The organism is Ruminococcus albus 7 = DSM 20455 (genome assembly GCF_000179635.2).
GTDB lineage: Bacteria > Bacillota > Clostridia > Oscillospirales > Ruminococcaceae > Hominimerdicola > Hominimerdicola alba.
The window spans coordinates 1,703,698-1,722,583 of sequence record NC_014833.1; the positions used below are offsets into that span (position 1 = coordinate 1,703,698).

The 18,886-nt window shown below is 46.0% G+C and carries 11 protein-coding genes and 1 pseudogene; 7 read left to right on the top strand and 5 right to left on the bottom strand.

Annotation, left to right across the window (positions count from 1 at the left end; all coding sequences use genetic code 11):
• Nucleotides 1-95: 95 nt before the first annotated feature.
• From RUMAL_RS07575 to RUMAL_RS07590, 4 genes and pseudogenes are all read left to right on the top strand, one after another.
• Nucleotides 96-1,706 carry a CTP synthase gene (locus tag RUMAL_RS07575; RefSeq protein ID WP_028504368.1) on the top strand — a complete coding sequence of 537 codons (1,611 nt, stop codon included), beginning with the start codon at nt 96-98 and terminating at the stop codon, nt 1,704-1,706.
• A complete protein-coding gene (locus RUMAL_RS07580; protein ID WP_013498154.1) occupies nt 1,699-2,883 on the top strand; it encodes an LL-diaminopimelate aminotransferase in 1,185 nt (394 codons plus the stop codon). The genes RUMAL_RS07575 and RUMAL_RS07580 overlap by 8 nt, the downstream gene beginning before the upstream one ends.
• Before the next feature lie 191 nt (nt 2,884-3,074).
• A pseudogene (gene gltB, locus RUMAL_RS07585) lies at nt 3,075-7,600 on the top strand (glutamate synthase large subunit).
• Between the two features lie 5 nt (nt 7,601-7,605).
• A complete protein-coding gene (locus RUMAL_RS07590; RefSeq protein WP_013498155.1) occupies nt 7,606-9,084 on the top strand; it encodes a glutamate synthase subunit beta in 1,479 nt (492 codons plus the stop codon).
• Between the two features lie 52 nt (nt 9,085-9,136).
• On the opposite strand, the gene RUMAL_RS07595 is transcribed toward RUMAL_RS07590, so the two are convergent.
• Genes RUMAL_RS07595 through RUMAL_RS20700 form a run of 3 tightly spaced genes read right to left on the bottom strand, consistent with a single transcriptional unit; the run spans nt 9,137 to nt 12,429 of the window.
• On the bottom strand, nt 9,137-10,246 hold the full coding sequence (locus RUMAL_RS07595; protein WP_013498156.1) for an acyltransferase: 1,110 nt from the start codon (nt 10,244-10,246) through the stop codon (nt 9,137-9,139).
• The gene (locus tag RUMAL_RS07600; RefSeq protein ID WP_013498157.1) at nt 10,227-10,976 is read right to left on the bottom strand and encodes a hypothetical protein; all 750 of its coding nucleotides are present in this window, start codon (nt 10,974-10,976) and stop codon (nt 10,227-10,229) included. The genes RUMAL_RS07595 and RUMAL_RS07600 overlap by 20 nt, the downstream gene beginning before the upstream one ends.
• Nucleotides 10,977-10,995: 19 nt before the next feature.
• Nucleotides 10,996-12,429: a dockerin type I domain-containing protein gene (locus RUMAL_RS20700; RefSeq protein ID WP_013498158.1), complete on the bottom strand. Its 1,434-nt coding sequence runs from the start codon at nt 12,427-12,429 to the stop codon at nt 10,996-10,998.
• A 637-nt stretch (nt 12,430-13,066) separates the two neighbouring features.
• Between RUMAL_RS20700 and RUMAL_RS07610 the strand changes: the two genes are divergently transcribed.
• Both RUMAL_RS07610 and RUMAL_RS07615 read left to right on the top strand, forming a co-directional pair.
• Entirely contained in the window at nt 13,067-13,663 is a 597-nt protein-coding gene (locus tag RUMAL_RS07610; protein ID WP_013498159.1) for a hypothetical protein, read from the top strand.
• A 12-nt stretch (nt 13,664-13,675) separates the two neighbouring features.
• On the top strand, nt 13,676-15,289 hold the full coding sequence (locus tag RUMAL_RS07615) for a fibronectin type III domain-containing protein (RefSeq protein WP_013498160.1): 1,614 nt from the start codon (nt 13,676-13,678) through the stop codon (nt 15,287-15,289).
• Nucleotides 15,290-15,383: 94 nt separating this feature from the next.
• Here RUMAL_RS07615 and RUMAL_RS07620 read toward each other — a convergent pair whose 3' ends face one another.
• Together RUMAL_RS07620 and RUMAL_RS07625 are read right to left on the bottom strand one after the other, a co-directional pair.
• Nucleotides 15,384-16,187, bottom strand: a complete 804-nt coding sequence (locus tag RUMAL_RS07620; RefSeq protein WP_013498161.1) for a TIGR02452 family protein — start codon at nt 16,185-16,187, stop codon at nt 15,384-15,386.
• 61 nt (nt 16,188-16,248) lie between these two features.
• Nucleotides 16,249-17,976 (bottom strand): sensor domain-containing diguanylate cyclase, encoded by a 1,728-nt coding sequence (locus tag RUMAL_RS07625; RefSeq protein ID WP_013498162.1) that lies wholly within the window; start codon nt 17,974-17,976, stop codon nt 16,249-16,251.
• A gap of 206 nt (nt 17,977-18,182) precedes the next feature.
• On the opposite strand from RUMAL_RS07625, the gene RUMAL_RS07630 reads away from it, so the two are divergent.
• The gene (locus tag RUMAL_RS07630; RefSeq protein ID WP_013498163.1) at nt 18,183-18,830 is read left to right on the top strand and encodes a hypothetical protein; all 648 of its coding nucleotides are present in this window, start codon (nt 18,183-18,185) and stop codon (nt 18,828-18,830) included.
• Nucleotides 18,831-18,886 lie beyond the last annotated feature (56 nt).

An 18,886-nucleotide genomic window follows, 5' to 3' on the forward strand; every position in this document is an offset into this window, starting at 1 on the left:
ATGAGTTATAATATTACAGATATTTGAGGACAATGATGTTCGGAGTTATTCTTCGGGCATTGTTGTCTTTTTTTGCTTTTTTGGGAGGTTTTATGATGAGAAAGTATATTTTCGTGACGGGCGGCGTTGTATCGGGTCTTGGCAAGGGCATAACCGCGGCATCACTTGGCAGACTTCTGAAAGACAGGGGACTGCTGGTGGCAGCACAGAAGCTTGATCCTTACATAAATGTTGATCCGGGTACCATGAGTCCGTACCAGCACGGCGAGGTGTATGTAACTGAGGACGGCGCGGAAACTGATCTTGATCTTGGTCATTACGAAAGATTCATCGACGAGGATCTGAATAAATACTCGAACCTCACCACAGGCAAGGTTTACTGGAACGTTCTCAACAAGGAGAGGCGGGGAGAGTATCTTGGTTCGACGGTCCAGGTGATCCCACACATCACTAATGAGATAAAGGACTTCGTATACAGTGTGGGAAAAAAGACTGATGCTGATGTTATAATAACAGAGATCGGCGGAACTATCGGTGATATCGAATCACAGCCTTTCCTTGAAGCTGTAAGACAAATATCCCTTGAAGTCGGCAGAGAGAACAGTCTGTTCATACACGTTACATTAGTCCCTTTTCTCAGCGGTTCGGATGAACATAAATCCAAGCCGACACAACACTCCGTAAAGGAATTGCAGGGCATGGGCATCAATCCCGACATAATAGTGCTGAGGTGCGACAGACCCCTGGAGGAGCAGATATTCCACAAGATAGCTATGTTCTGCAACGTGAAGCCCGAATGTGTCATCGAGAACATAACGCTGCCATGTTTGTACGAAGCACCGCTGATGCTGGAAAGCTCCAATTTCTCACAGGTGGTATGCGACAGACTGGGAATAGATGCGAAGCCATCCGCTACGGGTGAATGGAAAGCTTTGGTAGAGAGGATCAAGAGTATCGACAAGACTGTAAGGATAGGTCTTGTGGGCAAGTACACCGAGCTCCACGATGCTTATCTTTCAGTTGCTGAAGCACTGCGTCATGCGGGATATTCCTGCGGTGTGAATATAGATATACGCTGGATAGATTCGGAAAAGATAACCGAAGCCAATGTTGCTGAGATCCTTGCTGAAGTAAATGGTATAATCGTTCCCGGCGGATTTGGTACCAGAGGCATAAAGGGCATGATAGAGGCTGTAAGGTATGCACGAGAGAACGATATGCCGTTCTTCGGTATATGTCTGGGTATGCAGATAGCCGTAATTGAGTACGCAAGAAATGTCTGTGGTATCGCGGATGCTGATTCGGGTGAGTTTGACGAACTGTGCAAAAACAAGGTCATCGACTTCATGCCCGACCAGAGCAGTTCGGCACCTAAGGGCGGTACGCTGCGCCTTGGAGCATACCCATGTAAGATAAAGCAGGGTACTACTATGGAGCGCTGTTACGGTTCCGATGAGATAAGCGAAAGACATCGTCACCGCTACGAGGTGAACAACAGCTATCGCGATACCCTTGAAAAGGGAGGACTGGTCCTCAGCGGACTTTCACCCGACGGTGAGCTGGTTGAAACAGTTGAGCTGACAGACAGGGATTTCTATGTTGGTGTGCAGTATCATCCCGAATTCAAGAGCCGCCCCAACCGTCCGCATCCGCTGTTTGCAGGATTTGTATCTGCTGTGATAAAAAAGGAGGATAACAATGCTTAGACCAAATATGTTTTACGGCGAACTTAAAGACAGCTATCTGTTCTACAATATCGCCCAGAAAACTAAGAAATATCTTGAAGAAAATGAAGGTACACACCTGTACAGAATGGGTATAGGCGACGTTTCGCTGCCGTTGTGTGATGCTGTTATAAAGGCGCTGCACGAGGCTGCCGAGGATCAGGCTGATAAATCGAAATTCAACGGATATATGCCGGAATGCGGTGCACCTTTCCTGCGTAACGCAATAGCTGAGCATTACCGTGCCAGGGGAGTTCAGCTTGCTGACGATGAAGTATTTGTATCAAGCGGTGCTTCTGATGAGCTGGGAGATATACTTGACCTTTTTGACAGAGAGAACAGCTCCCTGATAATCGAACCTGCTTACCCCGCTTACGTTGATGCAAATATAATGGGCGGAAGAAAGATAGTTCATCTTCCTTCGGGTCGTGAGAACGGATTCCTGCCGCTGCCGGATGACAGTACCAAGGCTGATCTGATATATATATGTTCTCCGAACAATCCTACGGGTGCCGTGTTCAGCAAAGAACAACTGAAGGCATGGGTGGATTTCGCAAACAGGAACGGTTCTGTGATACTCTTTGATGCAGCTTATGAAGCATTCATCGAGGACGAGGATCTGCCGAGATCCATATTCGAGATAGATGGTGCACGCACCTGTGCCATAGAGATATGCTCGCTTTCAAAAACAGCTGGATTCACGGGCACAAGACTTGGATATACTGTTATACCACATGACCTCGAAAGGTTATGCATGAACTTCAACCGTATGTGGGTAAGAAACCGAACCACCAAGACGAACGGTGTATCATATATCATCCAGAAGGGCGGATCGGCTGTATTCACTCCGGAGGGACAGAAGCAGATCCGTGAGAATATCGCAGTATACAAGAACAATGCAAAGGTGCTGATGAAAGCGTTGGACAAGCTGGGTATATGGTACACTGGCGGAAAGAATGCGCCGTATATCTGGATGGAATGCCCAGATAAAATGGGCAGCTGGGATTTCTTTGACCTGCTCCTGCATAAAGCGCAGATAGTAGGTACTCCCGGTGAGGGCTTCGGCAAATGCGGTGAGGGTTATTTCAGATTCTCAACCTTCGGAAGTCCCGAGGATACCGAGGAGGCAGCCGCAAGACTGCTGAAGCTGCTTGGCTGATATTTGATTTGTGAAAAATTATAAATGTTTGGTTTTTGCAGGATTTCATTTCGTATATTGCAATAAATCTTGATGAAAGCTATTGACATAATCAATTGCATATGTTAGAATAATAAACGAACAAGGACGTTCATACAAGGGCATAGTGCCCTTGCGTGAGCGTCTTTTTATTTATGCAGAGGTGTTATCGTATGAAGGAACAAGAATCCAAAAATTCATTTCGCGGCGGACTTTACCGCAGCGAGTTTGAGCATGACAACTGCGGCATAGGTGCGGTCGTCAACATCAGGGGCATCAGATCGAGAAGAGTTGTGGATGATGCACTGACTATCGTTGAGAAGCTGGAACACCGCGCTGGTAAAGATGCGGAGGGCAAAACTGGTGACGGTGTCGGTATACTTTCACAGATACCATACGATCTGTACCGTCGGGAATGCCGGAAACTTGGTTTCGATATCGGCGGTGAGGGCGATTTTGCTGTAGGTATGTTTTTCCTGCCACAGAACGAGCTGAAAAGGAATCAGGCAATTAACCTGTTCGAGATAATCGCAGGGAAGAACGGTATAGAGGTACTTGGCTGGCGTGATGTTCCCTCATCACCTGATATACTTGGTCAGAAAGCCCTTGACAGTATGCCCTGTATCATGCAGTGCTTTGTAAAGCGTCCCGAAGACTGTGCCGCAGGTATGGAATTTGAGCGCAGGCTGTATGTTACAAGAAGGATATTCGAGCAGAGTGCGGAGAGTACCTATGTATGTTCACTTTCAAGCAGAACAGTGGTATACAAGGGTATGTTCCTGGTGCATGAACTCAGACGTTTCTATACCGATCTTGCAAGTGAGGACTTTGTTTCTGCAATTGCTATGGTACACTCACGTTTCTCTACCAACACCATACCATCATGGCAGAAAGCGCATCCTAACAGAATGATCGTACATAACGGTGAGATAAATACCATTACGGGTAATGCAGATAAGATGCTGGCGCGTGAAGAAACCATGTCCTGTGAGGCTTTCAAGGACGATATGTACAAAATTTTACCCGCTATCAATGCAGATGGTTCCGACTCCGCAAGGCTGGATAATGCACTGGAATTCATGGTTATGTCCGGTATGCCACTGCCTCTTGCGGTTATGATAACCATACCCGAACCCTGGAAAAATGATAGGAGCATATCCAAGGAGAAGTACGATTTTTATCAGTACTATGCAACTATGATGGAACCCTGGGACGGTCCTGCTTCCATTATATTCTCCGACGGCGAGATGATGGGCGCTGTACTGGATCGTAACGGTCTGCGTCCTTCGCGTTACTGTGTGACCTCAGACGGTTTTCTTGTGCTGTCCTCAGAAACAGGATGTATAGATATCCCTCCCGAAAATATAGTAAGCAAGGACAGACTTCGTCCCGGAAAAATGCTGCTTGTTGATACTAAACAGGGAAGGCTTATTGATGATGATGAACTGAAGTCCTATTTTGCAACACGTCAGCCTTACGGTGAGTGGCTTGATTCACAGCTAGTAAAGCTACATGATCTTCATATGCCCACAAGCACGTCAGCACCTATGACCGCGAAGAACTGACCCGTATGCAGAAGGCTTTCGGGTATTCCTATGAGGATATAAACGGCAGTATACTGCCTATGGCTGAAAACGGCACTGAGCCTATAGCATCTATGGGTGCTGACCTGCCTCTGCCTCCACTTGACAAGAATGACCCTCCTTTGTTCAATTATTTCAGACAGAGCTTTGCGCAGGTGACCAATCCGCCCTTTGATGCTATCAGAGAGGAGATAGTAACTGATACCAGCGTCTATATCGGTGAAGACGGCAATATTCTTGAGGAAAAGCCTGAGAATTGTCACGTTCTGAAGATAGAACATCCCATACTTACCGAAACTGATATGCTGAAGATCAAGAAGCTGGACAGCGATGGTCTGCGTTCTGCTGTGATACCGATCATATATTATATCGGAACGAAGCTGGAAAAAGCTATAGAACGTCTTTTCATAGAAGCTGACCGCGCTTACCGCAACGGCGCTAATATACTTATCCTCTCTGACAGGGGAGTTGATGAGTATCACTGTGCTATACCCTCTCTGCTTGCAGTAGCCGCACTCCAGCAGCATCTCGTATCCACCAAGAAGAGGACAGCAGTAGCGCTTATTCTTGAAAGCGCTGAGCCCCGTGAGGTACATCACTTTGCAGCACTGCTGGGCTATGGTGCCTGTGCGGTCGATCCTTATCTTGCACATGAAACTATCCATGAACTCATCGAGGATAAGATGCTGGACAAAGATTTCTATGCAGCTGAGGACGACTACAACAGTGCAGTCCTTCATGGTATTGTAAAGATAGCCTCAAAGATGGGTATCTCCACTATCCAGTCGTATCAGGGCAGTAAGCTGTTCGAGGCTGTGGGCATATCCGATGAATTAATAGAACGCTATTTCAGGGGAACAGTCAGCCGTATCGGCGGAATAACTCTTGCTGATATCAGCCGCCGTACCGAGAAGCTCCACTCAGCCGCATTTGATCCGCTGGGACTCAATAACGATAACGGCATAGCGAGCCTTGGCAGTCACAAGCTGCGTTCGGGCAAGACAGAGCATCTCTACACACCTGAAACCATACATCTTCTCCAGCAGGCGGTTTGGAACAACAACTATGATACTTTCAAAAAGTACACAGCCTGCTTCGAGCGTGAGGACAAGAAGCTCACACTGAGAAGTCTGCTCGATATCGATTTTGACAGCTGTGAGCCTGTACCCATAGATGAAGTAGAGAGCGTTGAAAGTATATGCAGACGTTTCAAGACAGGTGCTATGTCCTATGGCTCAATATCTCAGGAGGCACACGAATGTCTGGCACAGGCAATGAACAGCATCGGCGGACGTTCTAATTCGGGTGAGGGCGGCGAAAGCCCAGAAAGACTTGCTTCAAAGAAATGCTCAGCCATCAAACAGGTAGCATCGGGACGTTTTGGTGTTACAGGAGAATATCTGGTATCCGCTGATGAGATACAGATAAAGATGGCGCAGGGTGCTAAACCAGGTGAGGGCGGTCATCTGCCTGCAAAGAAGGTATACCCCTGGATAGCAAAGACCCGACATTCAACTGCAGGTGTTGGGCTTATCTCACCTCCTCCGCATCATGATATCTATTCTATAGAAGATCTTGCACAGCTGATCTATGACCTTAAAAATGCCAACCGCCGCGCACGCATCAGCGTAAAGCTGGTAGCAGAGGCAGGTGTGGGCACAGTAGCCGCAGGTGTTGCAAAGGCAGGTGCTGAGGTAATACTTATTTCAGGCTATGACGGCGGTACGGGCGCTGCACCAAAGAGCTCAATTTACAGTGCCGGTCTGCCATGGGAGATGGGTCTGGCTGAGGTGCACCAGACACTTATCATGAACGGTCTGCGTTCCCGCGTAAGACTTGAAACCGACGGCAAGCTGATGACAGGCAGAGATGTGCTTATTGCGGCTATGCTTGGTGCTGAGGAATTTGGTTTTGCTACAGCTCCTCTGATAACCATGGGCTGCGTTATGATGAGAGTGTGCGATAAAGACACCTGCCCTATGGGTATAGCTACACAGAATCCCGAACTTAGAAAACGTTTTGCAGGCAAGCCTGAGTATGTTGTAAACTTTATGCATTTTATCGCGCAGGAGCTAAGAGAGTATATGTCAAGGCTTGGCGTGCGCACAGTTGATGAGCTTATCGGCAGAACAGACCTTCTTCATAAGTCTGCTGACTGTAATATCGACTTCACAAATATCCTCTTTGCTGACAATGACAGCGCAGCACACTTTGATAAGAACTGCGTTTATGATTTCAAGTTGGAGGAAACTGCAGACGAAACAGTTCTTGCCAAGAAACTGAAAGCATCACTTAAAACCGGTGCGAAGAAATCTGTCAGCCTGGAAGTCAGGAACACAGACCGTGCATTCGGTACGCTTTTCGGCTCCATGATAACCGAAAAATGGGGCGACCACTCTCTTGAAGATGATACATATACCGTACATTGCACAGGCAGCGGCGGTCAGAGTTTTGGTGCATTCATACCCAAGGGTCTGACACTGGAACTTTGCGGTGATGCAAATGACTACTTCGGCAAGGGTCTTTCAGGCGGCAAACTTATAGTCTTTCCTCCAAAGAATTCAGCCTTTAAGACAGAGGATAATATCATCGCAGGAAATGTTGCGCTTTATGGTGCTACATCGGGCAAGGCGTTCATCAGCGGTGTCGCAGGCGAGCGTTTCTGCGTAAGAAATTCAGGCGCGTATGCGGTTTGTGAAGGCGTGGGAGACCACGGCTGTGAGTATATGACAGGCGGTGCAGCTGTAATACTCGGAAGAACAGGCAAGAACTTTGCTGCAGGTATGTCAGGCGGAACAGCATTTGTTCTCGATGAGGACAGAGATCTTTATATGAGGCTGAACAAGGCTCAGGTATCTCTTGAAAGTGTCAGTGAAAAGTATGATATCGGTCTGCTGAAAGATCTTATTGCTCAGCATCATGAAGCGACAGGTTCACAAAAGGCGAAGCGCATACTTGACAGTTTTGATGAATATCTGCCGCTGTTCAAGAAAATAGTCCCCCATGACTATGCTAAGATAAATAAGGCGATATCTGTATGTGAAGAAAAGGGCATGAACCGCGAACAGGCAGAGATAGAAGCATTCTATGCGGTAACAAGCAAAGGACAGGTGTAAGTAAGATGGGTAAACCGACAGGATTTCTGGAATATAACAGGGCGGAGACAGCAGCGCGTACTCCGCTGGACAGGATAAAGGACTTCAATGAATTCCACACGGAGATAAGTGCTGAGCACCGCTGTGAGCAGGCGGCACGCTGTATGGACTGTGGTGTGCCGTTCTGTCAGAACGGTAAGCTCATAGGTGGTATGATATCGGGTTGTCCACTTAATAATCTGATACCCGAATGGAATGAACTGCTTTACCGAGGCAAAAAAGAACAGGCACTCATGCGTCTGCTTGAGACTAACAACTTTCCCGAGTTTACTTCAAGAGTATGTCCGGCTCTTTGTGAAAAGGCTTGTATATGCGGCATACACGATGATCCGGTCACAGTAAGAGAGAATGAGAAGGCTATTATCGAAAATGGTTTCTCCACAGGGCTTATCAAGCCGCGTATTCCTCTGAACAGGAGCGGCAAAAAGATAGCTGTCATCGGCTCGGGTCCCTCGGGTCTGGCAGCTGCTGATTCACTCAACAGGCGCGGACATAACGTTACCGTATTTGAAAGGAGCGACCGTGCAGGCGGTCTGCTTATGTACGGTATACCGAACATGAAGCTTGAAAAGGATATCGTTACACGCAGAACTGCACTTATGGAGCTGGAAGGTGTTGAGATACGCACAAGCTGCGATGTGGGCATTGATATCTCAGCCGATGAGATACTGGCAGACTACGATGCTGTTATCCTCGCCTGCGGTTCCTCCCAGCCCAGGGATATCACAGCAGCAGGACGTGATGCAAATGGTATCCACTTTGCAGTTGATTTCCTGAAAGCCACAACAAAGAGCCTATTGGATTCGGATCTTAAAGACGGTAGCTATATCTCCGCTAAGGATAAGGACGTTGTCGTGATCGGAGGCGGTGATACAGGCAACGACTGTGTAGGTACAGCTGTGCGCCACGGCTGTAAGTCAGTCACCCAGCTTGAAATGATGCCGAAGCTCCCTGATACCCGTGCTGCAAATAACCCTTTCCCCGAGTACCCCAGAGTATGCAAGACCGACTACGGTCAGGAGGAAGCTATCGCGGTATTCGGCAGTGACCCGCGTATCTATGAAACTACAGTCAAGGAGTTCATAAAGAACGATAACGGAGAACTGGAAGCAATAAAGACAGTAAAGGTTAGATTTGAAAACAAGGACGGAAGGAGAGTGCTTGTTGAAGTAGAGGGCAGCGAACAGGTCATACCTTGTCAGCTTTGTCTTATTGCCGCAGGTTTCACGGGCTGCCAGAGCTATATTGCTGATGCATTCGGTGTTGAACTGAATGTACGCACCAACGTCAGCACCGCAGAAGGCAGTTTTGCATCAAGTGCTGAAAAGGTGTTCACTGCAGGTGATATGCACATTGGTCAGTCGCTGGTAGTACGTGCTATACGTGAGGGAAGGGACTGTGCTGCAGAGGTGGACAGGTTCCTGATGGGATATACAAATCTTTGATCGCATACTAAAAAATGCGGAGGAAAGCGTTTGGCTTCCTCCGCATTACTGTTTATATGATATTTTTTATAAACGGTACAAATTTAAGTACTCTTGTTATGGCATATGAAATGATGAATGCCGCAAGCATCACAAGTATAAGCATCCCTGCGCCTCCGTGAGCGAATGGGTCAAACTTCATTACTGCAAATATATGCTTGTAAACTACCATATGGATAAGATATATACCGAATGAGCATTTGTCGATCTCAGCCGCCAGTTTGTCTAGCACCGGTATCTCTTTGCCTTTGTCTGTTGACTTGAACAGCGCAAATACTCCGGCAGATGCAAGTACCGTGTGCGGTGCAAAATACTGATCTGCGATGTTCTTTATGCGATCAGCCATTACCGGGTCATCAGTGTGCAGACGGTAGTAGGTCATTATTATCATACCCGCCGCACCGATGAGTATGAACACGATACTCAGCACATTTCCGATCTTCACCTTTCCGCTGTGTATGGCATATCCAAGGAAGAAGAACAGCGGGAATATTGTTCCCGTGAATATGCTGAACACCAGTGTATTACAGCCCAGTGCCGTCTTTGCAGCCGTTATAGCTGAATTTGCCGCGAACAGCACTCCCAGCAGATACATAAGCTCCTTTTTGTCAGCCGATCTGGTAATGATGCGGTATACAGGCAGCATCAGGTAAAATGATATCATAAGGTAGAGATACCATGTGTGTGACCAGCTCATGCCGTTTTCGGTGAAAGTATCGAACACCGCGTGACGTACACCTTCCCAAAGATGTGACGGGACAAAATCCTTCTGATACACAGCGTGGTCATACACCGCGAAGATGATACCAAATGCGAACAGGGCTATAAGCATCCTTGGCAGGTATTTACCGAAGACCTTTTTAATATCTGTCTTTCGCTTTTCATCCAGCATCAGCGCACCGCTGACCATCATGAATGCAGGCACAGCCCAGTACATCAGATTGCGCACTGTGAACAGTACTGTCATGCGCTGTATATTATCTCTTGCGAATGCACCTCCTGCCATGTAGCAGCCGTGGAGAACTACCACCGCGATGCAGGCAAGCGCCTTTAAACGGCTGAAGTAAAGTACCCTGCTTTTCTTTTCAGCGTCCTTGACCATATCAGAATGTGAAAGCGTCATCGCCTATGCAGCCGCCCTGATCGGTATTATCCTGTGCAGGTTCTTCATTTACCGGTTCTTCGGAAGCAGGCTGTTCATAAGAAGGTTCTTCGTTAACGGGCTCCTCATATGCAGGCTCATCATAGTTAGTTTCAGTGTCTTCGTTAATAAACTCGGTGTACTCAAAACCCTCTACATAAGAACCAACGATAGTCCTTGTTTCGCCATCCTTGGTTTTGCATATAACTGAAGGTTCGTTTACATTACGGCAGAGCATGATCTCAGTGAGGTCACTTGTCTTGACACCCTTCATGTCAAATATAGTAGTGTCTTCGGTGCCATATCTTACCGTCAGATCATCGCCGGATGTTATCTCGAAGGATTTGGTAGATCCTGTAGTAAGCATTCCGTTGTCGAGGGAAAGATCATCGAGTACATTTCCTTCACTGTCCATGATCTGTATCTTTGTTACAGCAACACCGACATTGTTGTTAAAATCGACTGTTACTTTCTCGGCAGCCTCTTTAGCTTCGGGAGCATCCTCAGCCTTGCTTTCCTCTTCGGCAGCCGATTCCTTTACTTCATTTTCTTCCTCAACTGTACTGCTTTCTTCCTTAGCAGCTGCCACAGAAGAAGTGTCTGACTTTTTGGACTCGTCCTTTTTGGATGTATCTCCGCAGGCGCTCATGCAAAGTGCTGTTACAGCTATAATTGCAAGGATAGATGCTTTCTTCATAAATATATTATTCATTTTACTTACCTCCATAGTATCAACTCATTATTACTCTTTTTATCGAGCCGCTTATATCGTACATAAGTGTACCCTTATCGCCGTAGCTTATTGCAAATCCGTTGCGTCCAAGCTCGCTCTCGAAATCGGGGTCAAAAATGTAAGACTTTCCTGTACCGTTGTAGTTTTTTATCTCTACCCAGGAATGATCGACAAAACCGTTGCTTGTAAGTGTTCCGCTTGATATCTGGTGTGCATCATATCCAAGCATCTTAGCCATCTCACAGAAGCACGCTGCCATAACGTAGCAGTTGCCCTCGTGTGCGTCAAAGCCTCTGTCAGCATACCATTCCATTCCGGGAGAACCGTCTCTCGGCAGCCATTCACCGTTGATATAGTAAGCGTATGGCATGATACACCAGTTGAATGCCTTATGAAGATCCCAGCCTACCTTGTCAAGTACAGCTTCGGCTTTTGCGTAGTAGGGAAGAGTGTGTACCTTAGCAGTAGCGGACTTATCTGCATTAACATAGGATTTGCCCATAAGGTTTACAGCAAGCACCCTGAAACTTACGTCCTTGTTTGCAGGTACGTTGATCTGTCTGCTGAGCTCACTGGTCTGACCGTGGAAGGACTCCTTACCGTTAACGGTGTAGTATACATTATATACATCCGCATCGGCAGCTGCCTTCCAGCTTAGCTTTACATAGTTGCGCTCTGACTTTGCTTTAAGTCCTGTAACGTTTTCAGGTTTTATTGAAAGCTTGCCCTCATAGCCGTCGCTGAAGCTCTTTACGCCCTGCCTTGTTTCAGTATTGTAATATGTATATGGCATCACCTTTATGTTGATGATATCGTCATCTGACCATCTCAGTGCGTTTACGTTTATACTGTTGCTCTTTACCTGATACTTTTCGCTACGGTCAGCACCCGAGATCACAACATCGTAACCGTCAACACCGTTTACAGCAGTCCAGTCAACTTTTACAATGCTTCGCAGGGATACTATGTCCGGAAGTTTGCTGAACCTGGTTGTTTTGGCAACTATACTGCTGTCACTGACCGTTTCAAGAAGTTCCAGCCAGTTCATCACTCTTATGCCTTTGATCTCGGCTATCATTATGCTGAGATCGGTGATGTTTATCTTTCCGTCTTCGTTGATATCTGCTGCTTTCAGTGCCTTATCGTTCAGATTGATCTTTGCTTTGATGAAAGCCGCTACCTTAGCAGCATCTGTTATATTCAGCTTGCCGTCGTTATTTAAATCTCCGGCAGCGTAGTCTTCTTCTTCAGTTGCAGCTACGCTTTCGGTGATATCTTCATCGGCGGTGGTATTCTCGTCTGCGTTGAAAAAGATCTCATCCGCAGGAACTGTCTGTGCGTTGTTGTCTGCAAATGCATATACAGATGTCTGTGATAAAACAAGTGCCATAGCTGCAGCTGCAGCGCAGAACTTTTTAGAGATATCAGTCATGATAATTCTCCTATTCTCAGTATTTTCGGGATATCATGATGCGATCCCACCGCTTATTATAACACATTCTCCAATAAAAGTAAAGACACGGTGAAACAGTTTTGTTAATAAGCAGATAACAACCGTGATTTGTAAAACAAATTGTGCTTACTGCCAATGTTTGGAAATGTCCTCGAAGATACGTCCGGTGCCGTGATATTTCTCGTGCTTTTATCATGTTAATATAATCTGCTCGGTTTTACGGAGTGCCGCAAGGCGGTTATATAATTCCTAAAAAGGCAAAGCAAAAGATAACTACGGGTGGTGATACGTTATCATGTGAAATGGGTATGTAATTGATCCTTTTTATCAGACGAATGCTGAAAACGATGTATATAGCCATATTCGTGCGATAACGTTGTCATTCCTTAGCGCGGGATCTTCATTTTGTTAAGATACTGAGGCAGATATCCTGCATAGTCCAAGGCTTTTTTTATGAAATATCAGACAGTTAACGATGAACAGATACTGTGATGTGACAACGTTATCGCATCTTATCATTGATTATGAAACAGATATATGTTATAAATATTATTGCAGAGGTGACGGATTTGCATAAATTATTTTTATTAATGGAAAGGAAGCTTAGAAAATAGATATGATGAGAGCTAGATATGCTTTTACTGTCGCAGTTATGATGTTTGTGCTGACAGGCTGCGGCGAGGCAGGGGATAAAGTATCAGATGCTTATAAAAAAAGCAGCGATAAACCGCCTGCGACCGTAAAGACGACAGAAGTCACCACAACAGAGATCTCCACGGAAACTACAGTGGAAACATCGGAGAAAACAACCTCGGTGACTACCTCTGCCATAACTGATGAAAGCAGCGAAGCAGTAACCAGAACAGAAACAGTAACCGAGGAAGTATCCGAAGTACCTGCGGAGAGCGAGATCATACAGGAAAAATACGATACATTCTATGGTATACTCATAGATGAGGATTGCAGTGATGTGGAAGACCCCGTAATGCATGACCTGCCATGTATGCTGATGGAAGAATGTCGTGCAAGCGGATACGGTCTTGATATACTTCAGGAGGATGGTTCGTGGATATTCTATATGTTCGACAGTAATGGTCAGGATTTAGCCTGGGAATATCTGCTGCAGACCGAGCGTGAGTACGGTCTGTATGTAACTGTTACAGGCAGATGGGAGGACAATGTGATCAAGGTCATATCAATAGAGGAAAGCTAAGGAGGAAGTAAAATGGAAAAAAATGTAGTGGGGAAAAGTAAAATTGTGTTGGTTTCAGTACTGGTGATATTTGCAGTGCTGGCGGCTTTGCTGCCGATGAATGCAGCTGCTGAGGAAGTGCAGACGCTGGTTACTCCCTATGATGAACTGTGGAAAGGTGATATCACAGTTACAGCGGGTGTTCCTGTCAGGTGGTATGTAAATGTTCCCGAAGGTACCGAGCCACGCGGCTGCGGTGCTACCGTAAAGATCCCTGGGCTTGGTTTTGGCACAGATACCCATAACAAGGAGGAGGGTCATATAGTACTCAAGGAGGGGAATAATTTTATATACGAATTCACTCCCGAAATGGAAGAGGATATCCTCTTTACCTGCTGGATGGGATCCGGCTGTCATAAAAACTATATCCATGTCAAAGCCGCTGAAGATCAGGGCAGCGAGGGAAATCCGTCCGGGGCTTCAGAAGAAAACGGAGCCAAAAAGATAGTTACTGCATACAGCGATCTCTGGACAGGAGTGATATCTGCAAAAGTCGGAGAGCCTGTAAGGTGGTATGTAAGTGTTCCTGAGGGTACCGAACCCCGCGGCTGCGGTGCTACCGTAAAGATCCCCGATCTGGGTTTCGGTACAGATACATACAATAAGGAAGAGGGTCATATAGTCCTCAAGGAGGGCGAGAATTTCATATACGAATTCACTCCCGAAATGACCGGCGATATCCTATTTACGTGCTGGATGGGATCTGGTTGTCATTCCAATTATTTCCATATAACCGAGAATGGCACATATTCTGTTCCCGCCCCCGCTGATCCCTCTGATATTACTGCTTCATGGAACGGTGAAAACGCTGTAATAGGATTTACAACACCCATAGCCCCCGAGGGTTCAAAGATAAAGGGCTACAAGGTAATAGCAGCCGATGATGAAGGCAACAGAAAGAAAGCAACAGGAGATTCAAGTCCTGTTATTATTGAAGGGCTTGATAGCAGCAAAAACTACACGATAACCGTTACCACGCTTGGTACATCAGGCAAAAGCGAGGGCGGCAGCGCTGTACTCTCGGCGGTGACACAGAGTATCCCTGAAAATAAACCCGATGACGACAGCAAGGCAGACTCATCACCGGCAAAAGAAGTACAGATAATTGTTACAGATTTTGCTGACCTCTGGACTGGAAATATCACCGTTAAGCAGGGCGTTTCTGTCAGGTGGTATGTAAATGTCGTGAATGGTGCAGACGCCAAGGGCTGTGCCGCTACCATAAAGATACCCGGACTTGGCTTCGGTACTGACACGCACAACAAGAATGAGGGTCATATAGTTCTTAAAGAGGGAGAAAACTTCATATACGAATTTACACCCGAAACTTCAGGCGATATCCTATTTACCTGCTGGATGGGTTCGGGCTGCCATTACAATTATATCCATGTTACCTCGGACGGGATTGCTGATCCCTCTGCCGCAACAGGCGGAAAGGTTAACAGCAGACCAGACAGCCGATCAGACAGCAGCACAGCAGTAAAGAATAATTCAGCAAATCCCAAAACGGGTAACACTGATTACTCCATATTACTTATCATAGCAATTGTCGCACTTATACTCATCAGCAGGAAAAAGGCAAAATAGCGCATGATCATGTGATATTTGCATACTGATCACGAATATATGATAACTGCCCCCTGATGTTAGTTCACACCGGAGGGCAGTTTATATACAGCGCTCATACGCCGAATGTATTTTTGAATGCAGTTATGTTTCTGCCGTCGGGTTTCCCGTATACAGCGAATACTATGTGGGTGAAGCATTTTTCGTAGCCATCATCTTTAAGGACATTTTGGAAATATCCTGACACCTTCTCAGGAGGATTGCCGAAGGCACCGCATCCCCACGCACCAAGCACAAGCTCACGGCATCCGTGGGATGCGGCTGTATGAAGCATTATACGTATGCGCCTTGTCATGGTTTCTTCTATCAGTTTTTCTGATGCTATCAAAGCAGCACCGCGTCTGTTTGGTGCAGGAACAGTTATGACCGATACGCGGAAGGGTGTTGGCAAAAGCTTCATATCGCTGTCACGGAATACCCATACCTCAGGTGAAAACAGCATATAGTCTGATTCTGTTCTTGAAAGGTGAGTGTTGTTGAATAAGTACATCTCGGTTGCAGCAGCAGATGTTATTGAACGGTACAGGGTACTGCATCTGCACAATGATTCCTCCTGTGCGTGAGCCCCATGACGAAATCCGCCGCCGGGCTTGTGGGCATTGGCGAAGTTCATTACCATTGGTTCTTTAAGCCGCCTTGCAGCCTGAAAGGAATCCTCACAGGTAACTTCGGTAACACAGGATCCACCTGTGAAGTATTCTGATATATCCATAGCGAGCATATCTTTACCAATCGCGGGGGTTATTACCTCAACCGCAGACATATCATTCTTCGGCAGATCTATCGTTCTGCCCTCTGCTGTGTATTTATGCTCATCGGTTATCCTTATAGTCTCATTTGCGATAGCTATATAATTCATAATGTATCTCCCGAAGAAAAGCCCGAAACGCGTGAGTTTGCGGGCTTGTTGGTAAATGTGGTCATACTACTACGAATCTGTTCTTGCCGCCGCGCTTTGCATCGTAAAGCGCTGAATCAACACGGAAGAGAAGTTCATCGAGTGTATCGTCATCCAGTGCTTCGGTAACTCCAACAGATATAGTTCGCTGTCCCGCAAGAGGGAATTCTATATCATTGAAATAATTTACCATTTCCTTAGCTGCAATTATAGCATCATTTACGCCTACAGGAAGCAATACCATGAATTCCTCACCGCCCCAGCGTCCTGCGGAGGCTATATTGTCGTGTCTTGCAATGCCTTCCTTCAGCATATCTGCAAGTCCTATTATGACGTTGTCACCTTCATTGTGTCCATAGGTATCGTTAACGGATTTGAAGTTGTCGATATCTATCATTACCAGTGACAGCGGCTTGCCGCTTATGAGTCGTTCGTTTATTCTGTGCTGTATTTCCGCACGGTTGTAAAGCTTCGTAAGGCTGTCAAGGATCGCGGCTTCTTCCAGCTCACGGAATGCAGCATTGATATAGTTGGCAAGGCGGTTAATAAGCGCCATCTTGCCTGTGAACTCATTTTCATCGACTTCAAGGGCTTTTGCAGGTAAATCCTCTGCAAGTCCCTCACGCATACCTACCAGCACCATGGTAACATTGTGCTGATTGACATATTTGCCTGTACGCAGAAATTCACCCGAGGTGTAGAATCCTGAGGTCGGCGCGATGTTTCCGAATGGCATGGATTCTTTGGATATCTCTGTATTTCCCCAGAAGCTTCGCCTTGCAGCGCAGGAAAATATCTGTACGTTCTCGGGTCTGAAATCTCGTATCTTGATACCTTCTTCTCGTACAGATTCCAGTATCGTACCGGGATCACCGTAAGCAAGCTGAGCAGATACATCTGATTCCATATCAGATGTCATCATCAGCGAACCGTCTTTCAGGCTCTCGGTAGGCGCACGCAGTATATTTATGCCGTGATGGTTATAAAAGAACGGAAATTCCAGCGTGTGACTGAAAAATTTATCGTCATTCTTTATATTGAGATATTTGTGGTATACATCGTAAGCGGGAGCACCGTCAAGCTCATACAGCCTGCTGCCCTCTGACTTGGTTACATGGAATACCTTTCCAAGAGGTTTCCATCCGGTAACATAGGTGGATATGATATCAAGATCTTCTCCGCCAAGCAGCCAGAATACTACACTTCCTTCGGATATGCCTCCGTTCTTTGAAAATACGCAGGCATGATGATCGTTTACATCCGCTGCAAAAGCACCGCCTCCGAATATCTGTATATCTGGCTTAGCCTGACTCAGCTTTTCGCAGAAGCCCGTCATAGACATACCGCGTATAGTCGTTAACAGTTCCACCGCCTTGACCCAGGGATTCCTGTCTATCATATCAAGCAGGTCATCAGTGACCGCTTCATAGGTCTCAGCAGAAAGGTCATACTGCTTTATTATCATATTTGTGGAAGGAAATTCAAAAACAGTGCATATCAGGCTAATCTCTTCGCCCGAATATTCACCGCCGATGATATTGCCGTTTGTTGAGCATCCGAAGTATTCAGCATTCGGCAGTTCTCTGCTGACAATGTCACATACGTTTTTAATTTTTTCTACATCGTTGTTCTCCGAATATATCTGGAATACGATATGGGAGTATACACTTGAATCACACCAGAGCCTTATTTTTGTAAGTTCATTCTTGAGTGTAAAATCAGTGTGATAGTCAAACTGGAATTGTCTCAATATTATCGCCTCCACTCACAATGATAATAAGTTTCTTTGCGTAAAATAATTATACCACATTTCATTGTAAATTTCAAGTATATTCATAGTGCTTCTCTGAAATTCACAATAGATTTCCAAGGTTTTGTACATTATATTATTCCGGATGTGTACTTGAAATTTATTACGATATGTGATATATTTGTAATATAGAGGAGGGGAGTGCTTTGAAAAGAAACTGGCTGACTTCTGCCGATAAGGCAGCGCGTGGTAGAACGAAACGTACATTGGATAATTTTGCACATAATACGGCGGTATTTGATGAATACAGTAGCAGACTTCTGCACGGACAGCGAACCCGACCGCTGTGTGATATGCGATACGGGACTTACCCTCTCAGCTGGAACGGCTGCGAACTCATCGCCTGCTATAATTGTGCTGTTCTGCTTGGCAGGCAGATATCTTTTCCTCAGGTGGTATTTGAATTCGAGCTGAACCGTATGCACTATATTTTCCCGAACGGCTATTGGGGAACAGCGCCTAAAAAGCTGTGGTATTTCTTTATAAAACATGATATGCCGTACCGCTCCTTCCGCGACGGCGGTCAGTTTGCCAAATACGCCAGAACGGAGAGAGCCTCATGCGGTATAATCTCTTTCTGGAACAATGAACGTTCGACCGCAAGATTCCATGGACTGGATTTTTTCAGCGGAGGACTTCATACCGTAGCCTACAGATACCGAGCAGGAAGATTCTTTGTGTACAACCTGTTCGGCAAAGATACCGCAACACGTTCATTTGCAGATATCAGCGAGGTTTACAGCGATAATCGTTTCATTATCGGCTATATTTTTGATGGTGATATAAAGGAATGATTTGACAATTAATGTATGATATGATACAATAATAGTATACGTTATCAGGAGGTAAT